Below are 19,687 nucleotides of genomic sequence, written 5' to 3'. Positions count from 1 at the left end.
GAAGCGATAAGTATGTTATTATCAATTAAAATTAACGTTTCCTTATAACTCCTAAACAAATAAAATTAAGATCTTTAGCTGAATTTTTTAACATGGTTTTAAAGAAAAATATCACCCCCGTTTTATTCGGCATCTTATTGATGTTCAGTTTTGTAAGTGTTGCCCAGACTACAAAGATAGAAGGTCGGGTTGTCGAGCAATCCAACAATCAGCCCTTGGCGTACGCCACGGTAATGTTGGCCGATAAAGACACCAACAAGCCCATTTCGGGGACAACTACAACCGAAGAAGGGACTTTTGTTTTGGAAACCGAAACCAATAATTATTACATCAAAGTAAGTTTTATTGGGTTTGTCACCAAGGATATTCGGGATTTTCAGGTGAAAAACAACAGCATAAATTTAGGTACGATTACCTTGGCCGAAGATGCCGCCCAACTCGATGAAGTTGTAGTGCAAGCCGAAGTATCACGAACCCAATTTAAGCTGGACAAACGGGTGTTCAATGTGGGTAAGGATATTTCCAGCACCGGAATGAGTGCCCTGGACGTACTCAATAACGTGCCATCGGTAAATGTGAATATTGAAGGCGCCATTAGCCTGCGCGGAAGCTCGGGGGTGCAAGTGCTCATAAATGGGAAACCTTCCATTTTAACGGAAGACGGTGGGGCACTGGGCAGCATCACCGCCGATATGATTGAAAGCATCGAAGTGATCACCAACCCATCGGCCAAATACGATGCCGAAGGTACTTCGGGTATTATCAATATCATCATAAAAAAGGAAGAACGCAAAGGCTTGAACGGCTCGGTGAGCCTTAACACGGGGGAGCCAGATAACCACAGTGTGGGCATCAGCTTAAACCGTCGGTCGGAAAAATTCAACCTCTTTACCCAGCTGGGGTTGGGGCGTAGGAGCTATCTGCGCGATAGCGAAAATATCAATAGAAATTTAGAAACCGTAACCACCTTGTTTAATACGGGTACCGACTACCGAAACGAAAAATTTTACAACATCACTTTGGGTACGGATTATTACCTCACGCCAAACGATGTGTTTACCCTTTCGGGGAATTTTGCCTACGAAGTCGAGGACCAACCATCCAATTATAATTTCCAACTTTTTGACGAGGCCGATGCTTTGGTGTCTGAATGGAACCGTTCGGAAGCGACTGATGCCACCAACCCAAAATGGCAATACGAGTTGGTGTATAAAAAAGATTTTACAGACCACGAAGACCACGATTTACTGCTGAGTGCCACCGGTAATTCATTTTCAAAAGACCAAAATTCGTTGTTTGATGATGTCACCGTATCTGGTGAAGATCGGGATGCCCAACAAAGAACACGAACCGATTTTGCCGAAGATAATTTCACATTCAAACTGGATTACATGAAACCCTTTTCGGAACAATGGAGCATCGAAACGGGAGCGCAATATGTCATGACCGATGTAAGCAATGATTACGAAGTGGAAGATTGGATTAATGGCGAGTTTGTCACCGATACGGGCCTAACTAATATTTTTAATTATGACCAAAAAGTGTTGGGGGCTTATTTTTCGGCAGCTTACGAAGGTGAAAAATGGGGGTTGAAAGGCGGGCTGCGTTTAGAGCAAACCGACCTAAAAACCCTTTTGGAAACCACCAACGATGCCAACGACCAAAATTATACGAATCTATTCCCTAGTGTGCATACCTCGTATAAGTTTTCAGAAGCAGTATCGTTACAGGCTGGCTATTCCAAACGTGTGTACAGGCCAAGAATGTGGGATCTAAATCCGTTTTTTAATATCCGAAATAGTTTTAGTATCCGCCAAGGAAATCCGGAGTTGCAACCCGAATTTACCGATTCGTACGAAGTCACCACTATTTTGGATATCGGTAAAACTTCATTGAATTTTGGAGTGTACCATCGCTTTACTACCGATATGATTGAACGCATTACGTTCCTCTCAGAAGACAACGTTAGCACCACGCGCCCAGAAAATATTGGCACCAACAGCACAGTGGGTATCGAGTTCAATACCAAATACACGCCTATAAATTGGCTGACGTTTAATGTCGATTTCAATTATAACAGCTTTGATCGAGAAGGGACGTTCGAGTCGGAGGTGTTCGATTTTAAAGGTGACCAATGGACCTCAAAACTGATGGCTAAATTTAAGTTGCCAGCCAATATCGATTTTGAAGCTACCGGAAATTACGAATCCGAATACAAAACCCTTCAAGGCGAAAACGATGATATTGCCTTTTTAGACCTCGGCCTTCGGAAAAAAATACTCAACGGAAAAGGCGTTTTTAGTTTAGGTGTTCGCGATGCGTTTGCTTCTCGCTATTTTAAGAGTTTTACGGCGCAGGGAAACTCTACCAATTATACCGAAAGCACACGGGGCCGCTTTGTTACCTTGGGCTTTAGTTACGGTTTCGGGAAAGGGGAAGCCATGGAATATAGCGGCGGCAGACGACGTTAAAAGCCCCGTTTGTCATTCCCGTTTTGGAGTTTGGGATATTTGATTTCAAGTGTTTATCTTTACAACAATTTGTTTTTTTATAACCGATTATTATGACATTTTACAACAAGATTAAGTGGGTATTGGGTATTTTAATTGTTTTCGTTTTAATTGTGGCCACCAATTTAATTGACCGAAACAATTTTGTTCGCGTAAAAGAATCGGTGGAAACCATTTACGAAGACCGATTAATCGCCAAAGACTTAATTTTTGAAATGTCGCAGGCCGTTCAAGAAAAAGAACTGGCTTTAGTGCAGCCCGATACCGTGTTTTTTAAAAGCAGAAACGCGAAAGTTAACCAAACCATACAAGGGTTAATCGGTACTTTTGAAACCACTAAACTCACCAAGGAGGAAAGTGCTGTTTTTGATACCTTAAAGAATAATTTTAAGAAATTAAAAGACGAAGAAGCCGCTTTTGCAACCATAGGTTTTGCCGATAAAAAGCGAGTGGCCAAGCGCGTAGCGGAAATAAACGGCAACTTACAAAGCCTGTCCGATATCCAAATAACCGAGGGCAAGCGGCAAATGTCTATCACCAAAAGGGCTCTTGACACCGTAGAACTGTTTACTCAAATTGAAATTTATATTCTGGTTTTTCTGGCGATTATCATCCAAATTATTGTGATGTATAAACCGAAAGGGGATGTTTAGAAAGTATATGTTTTTACCTGTCAAGCAACATCAAAACTTATGAATGTCTCAATCATTTTAAATTGCTAAATCTGTTTCGTTTTCCACGATTTCAAGTTTGTTTTTTCTTGCCAAAATAGCCAATCCAAAAGTCAATAGACCAAGCCTGCCAACAAACATTACAAAAATAATTATTGTTTTCCCTAAAGTACTTAGGTCTCCTGTAATGCCCGTACTTAAGCCAACTGTGCTAATGGCTGAAGTGGTTTCGAATAAGATTTGGTTTAGAGGAAAATCTTCAGTCATTGCCAATAGCACAGTAGAAAGAAAAATTACAAATGCATATAGTATAAAGATAGAAGTTGCTACGTAAAGTCTTTCCTGAGGGATAGTTCTTCCAAAAAAGGTTACGCGCCCGTTATTTCTAATTCTACTCCACATGATAGCGAGCAAGGCCGTGAGCGTGGTAGATTTCATGCCACCACCTGTACCCGAAGGCGAAGCTCCTATGTACATCAAAGAAATGACGATGAGCAAAACACCCAATGAAAAACTTCCTATTGGTACGGTATTGAAACCAACTGTAGTAAGTGCAGTCATTGATTGGAAGAAGGAGGCCATTAATTTCTGTTCTCCCAATTGGTTTACGGAAGGTTCAAAAAAATAAATTGCCAAAGTACCTAAGGCAAGTAAAATAGTAATTACCCCAAAGATGATTTTAGTAGTGAATGTTATTTTGTTAGTTTTTTTTGTAATTCTATTCCAAAGATCTGTAACCACAATAAAACCCAACGAGCCGCTTATGGCCAAAACGGAAATGATTGAATTGATTGAAGTATTGCTGGCGAACTGTTCAAAACTATCATTGTAAAGGCCAAAGCCTGCGGTACAGAAAGCCGATACGCTATGAAAAATGCTGCTCCAAACGGCAAAGTTAGGTTCTACACCTGCTCTTGTAAAGGCTATGTAGAAGCACAAGGCTCCAATGGTTTCTATTATAATTGTAAAGACGATTACCGATTTAAGAAAATCTTTCAGTTCAAAGCCTCGAGGCATGGTAAACTCTGCATTCAAAACCCTTTGGTGCCAATGTGTTAAAGGGCTTTTCCTTGAGAGTAAAATAAACGAAGTAAAAGTCATGTACCCAACACCACCTATTTGAAAAAGCAACATGATTACCAGTTGTCCAAACCATGTATAGGTGTCGAATATACTAACTGTTACAAGTCCTGTGGTTGATATGGCTGATGTAGCGATAAATAAACTGTCTAATCCGCCAACGGCTTGTTTCTGGAAATATGGCACGCACAACAAGGCCCAACCCATTATGGTATAGGTTAAAAATCCATAAAGTAGATTTTGTTGAGGAGATAATGTTAATTGAAACTTTCTATATCGCCTTACCAGACGATACCATATACCTAATTTGTTTTCATTGTTGCCAATTGTGTCGTTTTCTTGTTTCATCGTGTAATCTTTTGGTGTTACAAAGTTCCGATGAAAGTGATAAGTGTAAAATCAAGATTTTATAATTTTATATAAAGATTTTATAAAGATTATTGAAAACGGTACCCAACACCACTTTCGGTAATGATATGCTTTGGGTTGTTGGGGTTTTCTTCAATTTTTTTCCTAAGAGAACCAACAAAAACGCGCAAGTATTGTGTTTCATTTTGGTAGCTGAAGCCCCATATTTCTTTTAAGAGAAATTGGTGTGTAAGGACTTTACCTTCATTCTTTGCAAATAAAGCAAGTAAATTATACTCAGTCGATGTTAATTTAAGTACTATTCCGCTTCGTTTTACAATTCGAGCCACCAAGTCAATCTCAATAGTTCCAATGGAAATAGTGGTTTTGTTCTCAATATTTTCATGGTTTCTTATTGCTGAACGGATTCGGGCCAACAATTCGCCAGTTCTGAACGGTTTGGTTAAATAGTCTGTTGCGCCATTATCTAGCGCCTTTACAATATCCTCTTCGTTATCTTGTACAGAAAGAATGATTATAGGGTTGTTGTACCATTCCCGTAATTCGTTTAAAACCTCGTGGCCACTTTTGTCTGGCAGGCCAATATCAAGCAATATCAAATCTGGAGGATGGCTTGCAGATACTATCACCCCTTCTCTAGCTGAACTTGCTTGTGATACTATATAGTCATTGCTCTCTAGGTTTATTTGAAGTAATTTTCGTATTTGTGGCTCGTCGTCAATAATTAATATTTCTGCTTTATTCATCTTTAATGTTTTCATTGTATAAAAACTCGCAAGGTAATTCAATGGTGAATTGTGCGCCGCCATTGGGTGTGTTCTTCAGTTGCACATTGCCATCCATGGCATCTGTAAAACCCTTAACTATTGAGAGTCCCAGCCCTGTACCTCCTGTAACAGAACTTTTTAAACGGTAAAATTTATCAAAAACATGGTCGATTTCAGACTCCGGAAAACCATTTCCATTGTCAGAAACCTCAATCGTGCAATGTGTTTTTTTATGATTTAATAGAATAGATATAATGGATTTTTCTGGTGTGTACTGAATGGCATTATGAATTAAATTGTGAAGAATTTGAGTGATTAGGCCACTATCTATTTTGACTAACGGCATGTTTTCTTTAGCTTCGAATGAAATAATGTGTTGTTGGTCATCTTTTTCGATATTCCTGATACAGGAAAAAACGAGCTCATTTAAGTCGCACCAATCGTTTTTGGGCTGAATAAAACCTGCCTCAAGTCGGCTCATATTTAGAAGGTTTTCTACTTGTTGGTTTAACCTAAGGCTTGCAGTTTCAATTTCAGAGTACAATTCATTTTTATTAAATTCGGAAAGTTTGGTTTGGTTATCTTTTATGGTGTCGATAGATCCGATTATTGTAGAAATAGGGGTTCTTAACTCGTGAGATAGCGAATTCAATAAAGTGTTGTATAACTTTATGGATTTTTCTTTTTCCAGTTCATCACGTTCCTTACGTTCCGTTTCCCTTATTTTGTTGGTTAAAACACCATTTATCAACGCAATAACGAAATACATTAAAAACATTAGCCCGTCCTCGGCTGTGCCAATATAAAATGTAAATGTTGGCGGAATAAAGAAGAAATTCCAAATCAAGGCGCTTAAAAAAGAAGATAACAGAACAGGAAAAATATCAAAGAGAATGGCGTTTACCGAAACAGCCAAAAGTAAGATGAGTGAAACAGCACTGTAACCAATTAAGTCGATTGAAGCGAAGCATACAATAGAAGTCATCATAATAAGCAAGAGGCTTATCAAATACTGTTTTTTGCTACTATACTTTTTTGTTTTGAACAAGTTTTATTCTTTTTAGTAAAGATAAATATTGAAATATAAAGATTATGTAAAATTTAGTTTCTAAAAGTGATGTGAAAATTGGTTCTCTTGCTTTTACGGCAACAAAGTTATGCTCATTGCAAAAATGAATACACCATTGGAAAAACTTTTCAAAGGCAGAAAACTTTATAAGTAAAAGTGGTTAATTTATAAATAGAGCTCTGCTAGAATAAGCTTAGCGAAGTTGAGAGGGTTTGGTATTAAAACCCTAAACTATCGCCAAGGTGTAAATTCCAAGTATCGGCCAGTCCGGCATTCACTTCCAAAACATATTGTGCGGGTTGGTTGGAGGGCAACGACGATTCATCAAAAGGCTTCGCGTTTTTCTGGAAATTCACAATTTTTTTGTCGGCCGAAACATAAATCAAGTCCAACGGCATTTGGGTGTTTTTCATGTAGAAAAAGCGAGGTTGTTCATTGTCAAAAACAAACAGCATCCCTTGGCTATTTTTCATGCTGCTGCGGTACATGAGTCCCGTTTCGCGGTCGAACTCGGTATCGGCAATTTCAATATCCAAAGTCACCGTGGTAGAATCGGTAGCTTTATAAATGGTAAGTTCGCCTTCTTTCTTAAAACTGACTTCGGTTTGCTTGATGCTTTTCTTTTCGTTTTTACACGCCGAAAACATCAATAAACAACCAACCGAAATGACAAATAAAGCACGTTTTAAAAGCATGTTATTGTACTTTAGTTTTGGGTTTGTAAACAAACATAAAGTACAATCCGATTAATATAAACGGAATACTTAGCCATTGCCCAGTGTTTAAGCCAAACCAATTAATGTATTCTTCGCCTTGCGGTTCTTTGGTAAACTCCACAAAAAAGCGAATAGTCCATAGCAGGATTAAAAACAGACCGAACAAAAAACCGGTGCGGTTCTTTTTTTCGGTTTTCGAGTAGAAATACCACAAAATTAAAAACACGAAAATATAGCAAAACGATTCGTAAAGCTGAGCAGGGTGACGGTACGGTACTTGCTCCAAAAGTTCGGGGTTGGCAGCAATAGCATCATAGGCTTTTTGGACGTTTTTGGTGCCCGCAATGCGCATGGCTTCGTATTTATTGTAATAATCCTGGATGAAGCGTACGCCCAATGGGAAATCGCCCGATTCTTTACCGATGATTTCAGAATTGATAAAATTTCCGATACGGATAAAAATAGCACCCGAGGCTACCGAAATGACTACGCGGTCTAAAATCCAAAGCAACGATTTGTACTTGTATTTTCTGCGGTACAGGTACATGCCAATGATGATGCCGATGGCCGCACCGTGGCTGGCAAGTCCTTGAAATCCGGTAAACTCAAAACCACCCTTAAATTTGAATGGTAAAAAGATGCTGAAAAAATCTTCTGAAATTAATTCCGATTGATAAAACAGCACATGGCCCAAACGTGCTCCGAGCATGGTGGCCAAAACGGTGTAAATAAAAAGCGGGTCTAAATAATCCAGCGACACTTTTTCTTTGGTGAAAATGCGTTTCATGATGTACCACCCTAAAATAAAGGCCACCACCCACATAAGGCTGTAAAAATGGAGTTTGAAATTTCCGGCAATATCAATACCTGTTATGGGATTCCAATCGAATTTTAAGAGTTGCATACGTGTTGTTTTTCGCCGTAAATATAACGGATAGAATAGGGTTTAGTGTTAAAATTTATTTAAGAAGTTCTATTATTTCCACTTCAAAAATAAGATTAGATTTTTCGGGGATACCGCGGGTTCCTGATTCGCCATAGGCCAAATGGTACGGAATAAATAAGGTGGCTTTATCGCCAACGTTGAGTTGTTGTAAGCCTTCCTTAAACCCGGGAATCATTCCCGCATTTGGGCCAATGTTGGCGGTAATGGGTTGGTAGCGGTCCATAGCTTTGCGTTTGGGGTTTACAGCATCGAGAGCTTCTGCCGTTTCGAGCTTGCTGGTTTCCAAAAGCTTTCCGTTTTCAAAATAAACGGCGTAGTGCACCAAAACTTCAGCATCTTCGGGGAGCTTTTCGCCTGTTCCTTTTTCGGAAATATAGTATTGCAGCCCGGAATCCATGGTTGTGGCTTCGGACTGCTGTGCGTTAAATTTTTCTTTGGAAGTCTTAATGATGGCTTCGGCCTTGGCCGCTTTTTCTTTTTCCAAACGCTCGGCTTCTACAAAATGGTTTTTGAATATTTCGGGGGCATCAAATTTTTTGGCCATTTTCCCTTTTCGGATAATTTTTATGTGCTGGATGGTGTCGTTTTGCTCAATGGAGTCGACCACTTCCAGCCCGAGTACCACTTCTCCAAAAACGGTGTGGCAGCTTACACGGCGGTCTTCACAGTTTTTCAGGAAGCCTTCTTCGTCGTACGCATCCAACCAAGGGGTGGCTTTGTGGGTGATGTAAAATTGACTGCCATTGGTGCCAAAGCCCGAATTGGCCATGGCCAAAACACCTTTTTTGTCGTGTTTTAAATCGGGGTGGAACTCATCGTTAAAACGGTAACCCGGATTACCAGAACCGTCGCCGCTGGGGTCACCGCCCTGAATCATAAAATCGGGGATAACACGGTGGAATATCAGTCCGTCGTAAAAATTCTTCTTTTTAAGGGAGTCGGCAACCAAGGTGTTCGAGCCTTCGGCCAACGAAACAAAGTTAGCCACGGTTGTGGGGGTTTTTTCCTGTTCCAACTTGGCCACCATAATGCCTTTGTTGGTAATGAATTCGGCATACATGCCATCTTCCAATTCAGGATACGGAGCTTTGCAGCCGGTAAATTGAATCAATAAAGTAAACAATAAAGCTTTGCCAAAAAAATGGGGTTGTGCCATGTTAATTCGTTTCATTAGGGGTGATGGAGTTTACGGTAACTTCACAAATTAAAGGGGTGTTGCTGCCAATGCGGTTTTCGTCGCCGTAGTAACCATAAGCCTTTTGCGACGGAAATAAAAACGTAACGGTTTCACCGGTTTTCATCAGTTTTAAACCCTCGCGAAGCCCTGTGAACAATTGTTCTTTATCCATGGCGTAGGTTTGTGTTTTTAAATCTTCAGATGAATAAATCACGGAACCGTTAAGCGATTTCACATCATAATTGAAGTTAACGATATCGCCAAAATCGGGTGTTTTTAAAGTGTCGTTTTCAACTTTATTGTTGTAGTAGTACCAAAAACCGCTTTCGGAAGCGAGGTAATCCAATTGTTTTTGTTTCAAGAGTTTTTCTATGGAGGCTTGTTCTTTGGCGTTCAGCTTTTTGTTCCGTTCCACCGAAACATCAATGAACGAGCCTGTTTTTACCGAAATGGGTCGGCGGGCTTCTGGGGTTTTACAGCCAATAAGCAATAAAACAAAAGCGATTTTTATTAGTTTACTCATCGTTTAGGGCTTTATTATAACTAGGCAATATACTAATAAATTTTTCAACGGTTTCGTTTAAAGATAGTTCGCTTCTGCCGCCTGCTGCATTGATGTGTCCGCCACCGTTAAAATGGGCTCTCGACATGTCGTTTACTGAGAAATTTCCTTTAGAGCGCAACGATATTTTAACGATACCTTCCTGTTTGTCCTCAATAAAAATGGCGGCTAAAACAACACCATCCAAAGACAGCCCGTAATTAACCACGCCTTCGGTATCGCCTTTTTTGTAATTGAACTGGTTGAGTTCGTCTTGCGAAAGTGTGATGTAGGCCGTTCGCGATTCGGGGATGACTTTTAAATTGCTGAGTGCCCGCCCCAATAATTGAAGCTTTTCGTAGCTATTGCTGTCGTATATGCTGTTGTGTATTTTGGCATTATTGGCGCCTTTGTCCATAAGTTCAGCAATCACACGATGCGTGGTGCTGGTGGTCGACGCAAATCGGAACGATCCCGTATCGGTCATAATGCCTGTGTATAAACAAGTGGCGATATCTTTACCGATTTTGTTGGCATCGCCAAGTTTGTCAATAAAATTATAGACCATTTCGCAGGTGGAACTCATGCTCACATCACTATAGGTGAATTGGGCGTAATCGTCGGGCGATTGATGGTGGTCAATCATAATTTTTATGGCTTGGCTGTTCGCTAAAACCGGTTCCATATCGCCTGTTCTGTGGAAAGCGTTAAAATCTAAAGTGAAAATCACATCGGCATCGTTGATTAGGGCATCACAAAATCGCGATTGCGAATCGTACTTCAGTATCGCATCACCGCCTGGAATCCATTTTAAAAACGAAGGAAATTCGTTGGGTACCACAACATGTACTTTGTGGTCGCCTTTTAAAAGGTAATGGCACAGCCCTAGAGACGAACCAATAGCATCGCCATCGGGGTTTTTATGGGGAACGATTACAATCTTTTTTTTGGTGCTCAATAACGCTTTAACGCCTGTAATATCATGTTTTTCCATAGGAGGCGAAGATACGATAATTTTAAAATTACATTGCTTGCATTTCTTTAGAAATACATTACTTTTGCAGCACAAATAAAAACACAGAAATGGCAACAAATAGAACATTTACCATGCTTAAGCCCGATGCGGTTGAAAAAGGACACATTGGTGCGATATTAGAAAAAATTTCGGCTTCTGGATTTAAAATAGTAGCGATGAAATTAACCCAAATGACCAAAGCTGATGCTGAGGAATTCTACGGCATCCACAAGGAACGTCCGTTTTTTGGTGAGTTGGTGGAATATATGACGCGTGGACCTATTGTAGCTGCCATTTTGGAGAAAGAGAATGCCGTTGAAGATTTTAGAACCTTAATTGGCGCCACAAACCCAGCCGATGCGGCCGAAGGAACCATTAGGAAAATGTATGCCGAATCTATCAGTGAAAATGCTGTACATGGTAGCGATAGCGATGAGAACGCAGCTATTGAAGGTGCATTTCACTTTTCAGGACGCGAAACGTTCTAACAAACTACAAATCATATAGTATTGAAATCCCGCCATTGGCGGGATTTTTTTGCTCTTCTCCATACTACACCCTCAAATCCCCAAAAATGGGGATTGATAAATAATCAGTTAATAACTACTTTGTAATACCAAGCCTCTTTTTAAGGCACAGGCGCTCGTGCTTTGAAGCGAAAGTTTATCTAAGCAGCAATTTCTTAAAACCGTATTGGTAAATACTATGGCTAAATTTTACAAATCACCGGGTGTTTATATCCAAAATGTTGGCCGATTTCCGTCGTCTATCGCTCAGGTAGAAACCGCCATTCCGGGATTTATTGGCAGAACCCAATGGCTTAACGGTGTTGAGGCATTCCAACCTCAAAAAATCACGTCAATTTTAGATTATGAGCAGTACTTCGGAACCTCGGTGCCGCAGGATTTCAATATAAAAGTTAGGGTAGAAAAACAAAGTGGTAATATTTCAAATGTCGACGTGGCTATGGTTGGAGGAGCGCCAGTTCATGCCGATTTAGTGCCTAAAAATCCCATGTACTATGCCATGCGGTTGTTTTTTGACAATGGAGGAGTTTTTTGTTATGTGGTGTCAACCGGAACCCAAACAGAGGAAGGGCAGGTTAATAGATCGGATATAAAAAAAGCTGTTGAAATTTTAGAGCACCTCGATGAAGTAACTTTGATTGCAAGCCCCGATGCTTCGAGGTTAAGTGCGTCAGATTATAAATCCTATTTTTCAGACCCCGTGCTTAAGCAGTGTTTGAAGTTGCACGATCGTTTTGGGGTTTTCGATGTGGTTGGGGCGCATAGTAAAGCTTCTGCCCAAACCGATATACTTTCTTTTCGAACCCAAACCAGTAATATTACTGAAGAATTGAAATTAGGTGCGGCCTACTTCCCGTATTTACAAACAGGAATACGGATTTTAACGGAGGATGCGAAAATTTCGGTAGAGGAACACAAGGAAATTAACGATGGAGGCACAGCCGTTGATAGTGTACTGCAGGGCAAGCGTTTGAACAATGCTGTTTTTGATGACCATAAACCCGTTTACAAGGCTATAAAAAATTTCTTAGATACTTTTTGTGCAGTAATGCCGCCGTCACCAGCTATTGTGGGGGTTTATGCTAAAGTTGATGGCATGCATGGCGTTTGGAAAGCCCCCGCAAACGTAAGTTTGAGCAGTGTTGTAGCTCCTGTGTTTTCAATCGATAACCAAATGACCGAAGGTTTAAACGTTGATCTGCTAAGCGGAAAATCAATCAACGCCATTCGTCAGTTCCCAGGTAAGGGGATTCTAGTATGGGGTGCCCGTACCTTAGCCGGAAATGATAATGAGTGGCGCTATATTTCGGTGCGACGATTTTTTAATATGGTAGAAGAATCGGTGAAAAAAGGCACTCGGCAATTTGTGTTTGAACCTAATGACGCCAATACGTGGACTAAAATTAAAGCCTTAATCGAAAACTTTTTAGTTGAGCAATGGCGTGCCGGAGCGTTGGCGGGCTCGAAACCCAGTCATGCTTTTTTTGTTAAGGTAGGTTTGGGCGAAACGATGACAGCCAGTGATATGTTAAACAATAAAATGATTATTGAAATTGGAATGGCGGTAGTACGGCCGGCCGAATTTATCATAATGAGATTTACACACAAGATGCATAAAAACTAAAATGATTCACAACGATATTTAGCTTGGTAATCAGAGCGGTATGTTTCAAAATAACTAACAAAAACAACAATTATGAAAAAACTTAAAACAATGCTGTTATCGGTATTGGTGTCTGTAACGGTGTTTAGTTGTACGAGTCTTTACGACCATTTTACCTACACCGAAACGATTCAAACCAAATTGGAGGCCTTGAGCTTAATGGATAAAAGTACGCGTCCGTTTAGCGATTCTGAAGATCAAGTAATCGACCTAAAAAACGAAATGCAGCGTATGGTTATTTATGAGCGAGGAAAACAGAAAAATCAAATTACGCTAAAAATGTGGGAACTCATTAGCAGCGACGAGCATTTAATGGGAAGTTACCTTAAACTTTGGGAAACAAAAGGGCAGCTAAATGAAGCTTTTAAGGATGAGGCCAAACCACAAATTGAAAAGGCGTTCGACTTAATGATTCACTACGAAGAGCAAAAAGACAAAAAAAGTGAGAATGCCCTAGCCCAATTTATCAATCAATTTATACAGTAACATCATGGATTTTGAAAAATTACTAAAAGAGCTTAAAGAAGAAATAGTGGCCGAAGCTATCGATAAATTTGGAGACGAAGGCAAACTTATTGTAGACGATATGAAGGCTTACCTTAAAAGTTCTGAAGAAAAATTAAAAAAGTGGAGTGGTTTGTTTTTGGCCGGTGCCATTGATAAAGACGAATTGGAATGGCTGTTAAAAAGTCAAAAAGACCTATTGGTCATGCAGGCCTTGGTAAAGGCGGGAGTAAACAAAATAAAAGCCGGGCACTTTAAAAATAGAGTGATTTCCATCGTTCTTAACAAATTAGTTTCGTTGGTTATTTAGTGAATGTTTAGTTAGTTGAAAAACATCAAATGTGTGAACAGCATGTTCGGCTGCATTTGGTGTTTTTTTATTTTGGTTTGTTTAAGTTTTTGAAAATGAATATATTTAATGTTGTGTAAGGTCAAAAAAAGATAATAGCAAAGCGGTTTTTCCAGAATACACAAATTAACAGAACTGCCTCCCGTGGTCTGTTTTATCAAATAGCGCTCCCTGAAACTCTAAAATAAGTTGAATCGATAATCCAATTGTGGTTATGGGAGTACAAATTAATCCATTCGAAATTTCAGCCTCTAAAAATGATGAGGTTTTTACACGCCAATTTTTAAAATTAACCCAATTCTGTAATGGCGCTGATAATTTGCAAGTGGCTATCTATTCACAAAAAAAAGGCGTATTTATTTTTGCTACCCCAACACTACAACATCTTTTGGGAGCAGCGGTTTCCAGTATGCTCAATCACAACTGGAACTTTTGGTTCGGTTGTGTTAGAAAGGATGAAAGAAGCGGAGTTAAAAATAAAATAAAATCATTTTTATCGGCACCATTTTTTAATACTACTTTTTCACTAAAATACCATTTTATAAAACGAACGGGGGCGAGTGTTTTCCTGAAGCACGACATGGTGCTGCACAGTATTGGAGACGACACTTGGATGGTGAATTATTTTTATGATTTATCGGCCAAAGAAGAATTTGAGGCCTGTTTAAAGCAGTTGGAACACAACAAAGATACTGTAAAGCGCGGCAGTGCTGGCCTAATTTCGCCTCGAGAAAAGGAAGTGCTTAAATTGGTGGCCGATGGTTTTTCATCAAAACAAATTGCCGACCGACTTTTTATAAGTAGCCATACCGCAATTACACACCGTAAAAACCTCATTGAAAAATTCAATGTAAAAAATACCGCCCAGCTTATAAAAAGGGCTTACCAAAATATCGAGCTTTGGTAAATTGGGGCAAAAAAAAAAGCCTGTTTTAAAAAAACAGGCTTTAAATGTAATTGTTACTAGTATATCGTTAGACTACTTTTACGTTTACGGCGTTTAATCCTTTTCTACCTTCTTGTAGATCGAATTCCACTAGATCACCTTCACGAATTTCATCGATTAGTCCTGAAATGTGAACGAAATGTTCTTTGTTGTTGTCCTCCTCAACGATGAATCCATATCCTTTAGAATCGTTGAAGAATTTTACGGTACCTTTACTCATTGTGTTTGTATTATAAAAATTAAAGCACCAAAGGTAATGTAAATAATGATTGCTTGGTTGATTTTGGGCAATTATTTCAATTAAATTTTAAAGAGTAATTATCTTAAAACCAGTTTTTTAATAATTTCCTTGCCCAACTCCTCATTCAGCATGGTAATGATTTTCTGTTTACCATAGCTTAATTCTTCCCGTAACACGCTCGAACTCAGTTGTACGTATAGGGTTTCACGTTCCAATTGTATCGAAGTGGTATAATTATTAACGCCATTGCCCATAAGTTTGGTCCAGGCATCAGCCACATTTACCTTGTCCAAGCCTTTTTCAAGTTTATTGGTTTGGATAAATTCCTTTAATGCGTCGCTAATTTTTAAGTGTTCGTTATTGCGTTTGGCCATGGCCGGTTAGGGTTTTATAAATTGAAACGGTACAGTGTTTTTACGTGCTGTTCTTTTTGGTACCAATCGTTAAATACCAATTCGAGTTGGTCGACTTTGAACGTGCCAAAATTACAATTTTTGAAAGCTTCAACCGTGCTTAAAAACGCTGTTTTGTTAACAATTTTGTTGCTGAAACGCACAATGGTGGCGTGGGCTGTTTGTATGGCGTAGCGCTGGTCGAGGCTATGCTGTAAATCGGAATTTTTAAAATGAAATCTTAAATGATCGCGTATCTCGGTTAACGATTCGTTCGCCATAAATCCTTGCACCATAATACACAATGGCGATGCCGTTAAGCCTTTAAATTGAATTTTAATTTCTGAAGTTTTGGCAATACTTTTTTTGATGATGTCGACATATTTTGAAAGATCGATACGGCTCAAATCAAAACCATCGTAACAGGAAATAATGGACATCACCGTAATATGAATATCAGAATCGGGATAATAGTATTGATTGGGAGCAATGGTACGCAACTCGTTTAAAAACCTTTGGATGCTATGTTTTACTTCCTGCGGCGGACGAATTAAAAGCGTAATGCCAAAGCGGTTGTCGTTTGGCGAATGGATGAGTTTGTCAATGCTGTAATCATCGTTTTAATTTTTTCAATCGAGCTAATAATGGGGTTGGTAGTGTTCGTTGAGGTTCATTTTTTAAAACATTTCAAAAAAAAAATAAAAATCATTCGGTTGTATTTTGAAAGAAAATATAAAAGCAAGAGTTTCTTGACAATTATTGATTGAAGCAACGTTTTCCGTTGTTACAGCACGTCTTTTCAATCAGCAAACCATTCAGTTATTTCTGAAAAAAGAATAGCAATGGCAAGTCCCTGAGCAAAAGCAGATATAACTATTGGTTTCCAAAAAATGTTTTTCCGATTTTTAAATAAATAAATTAGAGCCAGCAATAACCATAATAAGGCTGTAATTACCCATAAATTTCCAAAAAACGAGATTAACATCTCGTAATTTTCATAAAATTCGAGTGTTTTAGGATCGGGTTGGTTGTATTTTGGAAGCTTTCCGAGAACTATTCCAGCATGAAAATAAAATGTGAGAAGTGTTATTGAAAATCCAATTGCAGGTATAGTCACTAAATAAATTATACGTTTTAAATATTTCATTGATTTGAATTTTTCTAATGAGCTATAACTTTTAGAATGTACATCGTTTCAAAACAGAAAGGAGATTAATACAAGAAAACGAAAAAAAATGAAATTTATTACAAATAAACAATGAGTTTATTCGTGAATTCGTGGCAAAAAAATTACAACTTAAAAATCTCATAACTTTGATGTACTTGTTTTACGGCGTTTTCTGTACGGTCTGCGTGGGTATCGCTAATGAATAACTGTCCGAAATTTTCATCGTCCACCAATTTTATAATCTGTGCCACACGGTTTTCGTCCAGTTTGTCAAAAATATCATCCAACAGTAAAATGGGGTTAACGCCGCTTTGCGCTTTTATAAAATCGAATTGGGCCAATTTTAAAGCAATCAAAAACGATTTTTGCTGCCCTTGGCTACCAAATTTTTTAATGGGATGGCCTTCAATGTTAAAGTTCAAGTCGTCTTTATGTATGCCCACACTGGTGTACTGCAAAGCCTTGTCTTTGTTGATGGATTGCATTAAAAGCGCGTTTAAGTCGCCTTCAAACAACGGACTATGGTATTCCAAATCTACCATTTCGTTGCCGTTGCTAATGGCTTGATAGCGCGATTTAAAAATGGGGATAAACTCCTTTAAAAACCCGTCGCGCTTTTCAAAAATAATGGTGCCATACTCAGTAAGTTGATCGTTGTAAACCTCTAAAGTGTCCTTGTTAAACGTGTGGTTCAGGGCGAAGTATTTCAAAAGGGCATTGCGTTGCGCCAGTACTTTATTGTAATTTATCAGTTGGTTTAGGTAATTGTTGTCGCTTTGTGAAATCACGCTGTCAATAAACTTTCGGCGGGTGCTGCTGCCTTCAATAATTAAATCGCGGTCGGCCGGCGAAATAATCACCAGCGGCAAAAAACCGATGTGCTCACTGAACTTGTCGTAAGCCTTTCCGTTGCGCTTAATCACTTTTTTTTGTCCGCGTTTTAGGCTAATGGCCACCTTTTCAATTTTATCTTCCTTTTCGTAATCACCATTGATTACAAAAAAATCTTCATCGTGTTTAATATTTTGCAACGCAATAGGGTTGAAGTAGCTTTTTCCGAAGGACAAATGGTAAATGGCATCGAGCACATTGGTTTTTCCGATGCCGTTATTACCCACAATACAGTTTATTTTGTCGTTGAAAACAAACGATTTACTATCGAAGTTTTTATAGTTTAAAAGGGAAAGTGATTTTAAAATCATAGAAAAAACAACTTATAGGGCACTTGGGCGGTTAAAGCCCAAAAAGAACTGCAAATTATTGAAAAATATCAAATAAATAGGCTTTTAATTATGAAGAAAAATTATATTTTTGCGCCACATTAATCTATACTGAATAAATGGCAACTTACAAGAAGAAAGGTTACAAACCAAAAACAAAAGTAGAGAAAGAAGAGAACATTGAGGAAGGATCAACAACTGCTGAAGTTTTTAACACGCTTGATGAAACTGCATCGAAGACCGAGGATTTTGTAGCCAAAAACCAAAAATATATTTTTATCATTATTGGCGTAGTGGCCTTAGTGGTTTTGGGCTCTTTAGGGTATAAAGAATTTATTGCAAAACCTAAGCAGGCCAATGCGATGAACGATATGTTCCAAGCGCAAAAGTATTTTGATCAAGCGGTTTCTGGTGCTGCTACAGCAAAAGATTCGTTGTACAACCTAGCTTTGAACGGTGGTGAAGGTAAATTCGGTATGCTCGATATTATCGAGGAATACAGCGGAACCGCATCAGCAAACTTAGCGACTTATTATGCAGGTACGGCTTATTTACGTTTGAAGGATTATAAAAATGCAGTGGAGTATTTAAGTGATTTTAAGAGCGACGACGAAATTTTAGCGCCATTGGCTAAAGGGAATATTGGTGATGCTTTTGTGCAACTAAACCAACCAGAAGATGCTTTAGGTTATTACGAGCAAGCTGCCGAAATGCGCGACAACGAATACACAACGCCAATGTATCTTTATAAAGCAGGAACCATTGCTTTAGATTTAGGTCAGGCCGATAAAGCGTTGAAATATTTCGAAAGAATAAAAGGCGATTATTCAAATTCTACCGAAGCTTCAAAAGTAGAAGTGTTTATAGGAAAAGCCCAAGTGTTGGCAAACAAATAACATTTTATGGCTACGGCAAATAAAAATTTATCAGAATACGATAAAAACACAATCCCAAATGCGAAAGGTTTTCGGTTTGGGATTGTTGTTTCAGAATGGAACGATACCATTACCGAAGGCCTATTTGAAGGTGCTTACCAGGCATTGGTGGAGAATGGTGTAGACGATGAGGATATTATCCGTTGGGATGTGCCGGGCAGTTTCGAGCTTATCTACGGCAGCAAAAAAATGCAGGAGCAGTTTGTTGATGCCGTTATTGCCATTGGTAGCGTAATTCAAGGGGAAACCAAACATTTCGATTTTGTGTGCGAAGGGGTTACCCAAGGCATTAAAGATTTGAATGTGCTAAACGATGTGCCCGTTATTTTCTGTGTGCTTACCGATAACAACATTCAGCAATCTATAGAGCGTTCTGGTGGTAAACATGGCAATAAGGGCACCGAAGCCGCTATTGCCGCTATTAAAATGGCCGAACTACGAAAGAATAGTTAGTTGCGGTCTCAGTCGCAGTATTCAGTAGGCAGTTCTCAGTAAACAACCAAGTCCAAGTACACCCTTTGCGTCTTCGCTGCTGTGCGTGCGATGAACAGCTTTGGCCTTCCTACTCCAATTGTTAACATTTTTTAGCAGTCCAATCCCGGTTTTCTGCCCATTTTTAAGTAATTTTGAAAGATAAGCCGTGCTCAATTTTGTTCAAACAACGCAAACATAAAACCTTTAATTATCAGCCTCGTTTTTCAAAAGAAAACGGAACAAATTCCGACGCTAAAAACGATTCTGATACTAGAGATTTTGCCTCGAAATGGCGAAGGGCAAGCAATACAAAAACCAAGGTTAGGGGCGCCATGTCCATTAAAATCCTAATTTTAGTTTTGGTACTATTATTGATTTGTATGTATTTATTGGAGAAAAAATACATG

At 39.0% G+C, this 19,687-nt stretch carries 22 protein-coding genes; 9 read left to right on the top strand and 13 right to left on the bottom strand.

The genetic code is table 11. The annotated features are described in order from the left end of the window. Window positions 1-92: 92 nt before the first annotated feature. On the top strand, window positions 93-2,471 hold the full coding sequence (locus tag HC176_RS13655; RefSeq protein ID WP_167919205.1) for a TonB-dependent receptor: 2,379 nt from the start codon (window positions 93-95) through the stop codon (window positions 2,469-2,471). Between the two features lie 92 nt (window positions 2,472-2,563). Continuing rightward, complete coding sequence (locus HC176_RS13650; RefSeq protein ID WP_167919203.1) at window positions 2,564-3,163, top strand: MCP four helix bundle domain-containing protein; 600 nt, start codon at window positions 2,564-2,566, stop codon at window positions 3,161-3,163. 57 nt (window positions 3,164-3,220) lie between these two features. Here HC176_RS13650 and HC176_RS13645 read toward each other — a convergent pair whose 3' ends face one another. The 8 genes from HC176_RS13645 to HC176_RS13610 form a co-directional block, all read right to left on the bottom strand. Then, on the bottom strand, window positions 3,221-4,609 hold the full coding sequence (locus HC176_RS13645) for a TrkH family potassium uptake protein (protein WP_167919201.1): 1,389 nt from the start codon (window positions 4,607-4,609) through the stop codon (window positions 3,221-3,223). 89 nt (window positions 4,610-4,698) lie between these two features. After that, window positions 4,699-5,376: a response regulator gene (locus tag HC176_RS13640; RefSeq protein WP_167919199.1), complete on the bottom strand. Its 678-nt coding sequence runs from the start codon at window positions 5,374-5,376 to the stop codon at window positions 4,699-4,701. Beyond that, the gene (locus HC176_RS13635) at window positions 5,369-6,445 is read right to left on the bottom strand and encodes a sensor histidine kinase (protein ID WP_245234899.1); all 1,077 of its coding nucleotides are present in this window, start codon (window positions 6,443-6,445) and stop codon (window positions 5,369-5,371) included. The genes HC176_RS13640 and HC176_RS13635 overlap by 8 nt, the downstream gene beginning before the upstream one ends. Window positions 6,446-6,684: 239 nt before the next feature. Then, window positions 6,685-7,161 carry a DUF192 domain-containing protein gene (locus tag HC176_RS13630; RefSeq protein WP_167919197.1) on the bottom strand — a complete coding sequence of 159 codons (477 nt, stop codon included), beginning with the start codon at window positions 7,159-7,161 and terminating at the stop codon, window positions 6,685-6,687. Window position 7,162: 1 nt separating this feature from the next. Then, window positions 7,163-8,086, bottom strand: a complete 924-nt coding sequence (gene lgt, locus HC176_RS13625) for a prolipoprotein diacylglyceryl transferase (RefSeq protein ID WP_167919195.1) — start codon at window positions 8,084-8,086, stop codon at window positions 7,163-7,165. Window positions 8,087-8,141: 55 nt separating this feature from the next. Continuing rightward, window positions 8,142-9,299 carry a peptidylprolyl isomerase gene (locus HC176_RS20275; RefSeq protein WP_167919193.1) on the bottom strand — a complete coding sequence of 386 codons (1,158 nt, stop codon included), beginning with the start codon at window positions 9,297-9,299 and terminating at the stop codon, window positions 8,142-8,144. Further along, window positions 9,286-9,828 carry a gliding motility-associated peptidyl-prolyl isomerase GldI gene (gene gldI, locus HC176_RS13615; protein WP_167919191.1) on the bottom strand — a complete coding sequence of 181 codons (543 nt, stop codon included), beginning with the start codon at window positions 9,826-9,828 and terminating at the stop codon, window positions 9,286-9,288. Before gldI ends, HC176_RS20275 begins: the two co-directional genes overlap by 14 nt. After that, window positions 9,821-10,840 (bottom strand): DHH family phosphoesterase, encoded by a 1,020-nt coding sequence (locus HC176_RS13610; protein ID WP_167919189.1) that lies wholly within the window; start codon window positions 10,838-10,840, stop codon window positions 9,821-9,823. The genes gldI and HC176_RS13610 overlap by 8 nt, the downstream gene beginning before the upstream one ends. 89 nt (window positions 10,841-10,929) lie before the next feature. Between HC176_RS13610 and HC176_RS13605 the strand changes: the two genes are divergently transcribed. From HC176_RS13605 to HC176_RS13585, 5 genes are all read left to right on the top strand, one after another. Next, window positions 10,930-11,349, top strand: a complete 420-nt coding sequence (locus HC176_RS13605) for a nucleoside-diphosphate kinase (protein ID WP_167919187.1) — start codon at window positions 10,930-10,932, stop codon at window positions 11,347-11,349. A 217-nt stretch (window positions 11,350-11,566) separates the two neighbouring features. Beyond that, a complete protein-coding gene (locus HC176_RS13600; protein ID WP_167919185.1) occupies window positions 11,567-13,012 on the top strand; it encodes a phage tail sheath family protein in 1,446 nt (481 codons plus the stop codon). A 72-nt stretch (window positions 13,013-13,084) separates the two neighbouring features. Then, window positions 13,085-13,537, top strand: a complete 453-nt coding sequence (locus HC176_RS13595; RefSeq protein WP_167919183.1) for a hypothetical protein — start codon at window positions 13,085-13,087, stop codon at window positions 13,535-13,537. A gap of 4 nt (window positions 13,538-13,541) precedes the next feature. Continuing rightward, complete coding sequence (locus HC176_RS13590) at window positions 13,542-13,865, top strand: hypothetical protein (RefSeq protein WP_167919181.1); 324 nt, start codon at window positions 13,542-13,544, stop codon at window positions 13,863-13,865. Between the two features lie 253 nt (window positions 13,866-14,118). After that, window positions 14,119-14,811 (top strand): response regulator transcription factor, encoded by a 693-nt coding sequence (locus tag HC176_RS13585; RefSeq protein WP_209309718.1) that lies wholly within the window; start codon window positions 14,119-14,121, stop codon window positions 14,809-14,811. A 67-nt stretch (window positions 14,812-14,878) separates the two neighbouring features. On the opposite strand, the gene HC176_RS13580 is transcribed toward HC176_RS13585, so the two are convergent. The 5 genes from HC176_RS13580 to recF all read right to left on the bottom strand — a co-directional run bounded on the left by HC176_RS13580 (window position 14,879) and on the right by recF (window position 17,853). Further along, window positions 14,879-15,070, bottom strand: coding sequence for a cold-shock protein (locus HC176_RS13580; RefSeq protein WP_167919179.1), 192 nt, complete (start codon window positions 15,068-15,070; stop codon window positions 14,879-14,881). Window positions 15,071-15,168: 98 nt separating this feature from the next. After that, complete coding sequence (locus HC176_RS13575) at window positions 15,169-15,465, bottom strand: DciA family protein (RefSeq protein WP_167919177.1); 297 nt, start codon at window positions 15,463-15,465, stop codon at window positions 15,169-15,171. Window positions 15,466-15,479: 14 nt separating this feature from the next. Beyond that, window positions 15,480-16,004, bottom strand: a complete 525-nt coding sequence (locus tag HC176_RS13570; protein ID WP_342448698.1) for a 2'-5' RNA ligase family protein — start codon at window positions 16,002-16,004, stop codon at window positions 15,480-15,482. A 278-nt stretch (window positions 16,005-16,282) separates the two neighbouring features. After that, the gene (locus tag HC176_RS13565) at window positions 16,283-16,630 is read right to left on the bottom strand and encodes a hypothetical protein (protein ID WP_167919175.1); all 348 of its coding nucleotides are present in this window, start codon (window positions 16,628-16,630) and stop codon (window positions 16,283-16,285) included. 143 nt (window positions 16,631-16,773) lie between these two features. Beyond that, entirely contained in the window at window positions 16,774-17,853 is a 1,080-nt protein-coding gene (gene recF / locus HC176_RS13560; RefSeq protein ID WP_167919173.1) for a DNA replication/repair protein RecF, read from the bottom strand. A gap of 137 nt (window positions 17,854-17,990) precedes the next feature. On the opposite strand from recF, the gene HC176_RS13555 reads away from it, so the two are divergent. Both HC176_RS13555 and ribH read left to right on the top strand, forming a co-directional pair. Further along, window positions 17,991-18,767, top strand: coding sequence for a tetratricopeptide repeat protein (locus tag HC176_RS13555; protein WP_167919171.1), 777 nt, complete (start codon window positions 17,991-17,993; stop codon window positions 18,765-18,767). Window positions 18,768-18,773: 6 nt separating this feature from the next. Next, a complete protein-coding gene (gene ribH, locus HC176_RS13550) occupies window positions 18,774-19,259 on the top strand; it encodes a 6,7-dimethyl-8-ribityllumazine synthase (protein WP_167919169.1) in 486 nt (161 codons plus the stop codon). Window positions 19,260-19,687 lie beyond the last annotated feature (428 nt).

Source organism: Tamlana crocina, from assembly GCF_012037625.1.
This window is presented reverse-complemented; position numbering and strand designations above follow the sequence as displayed.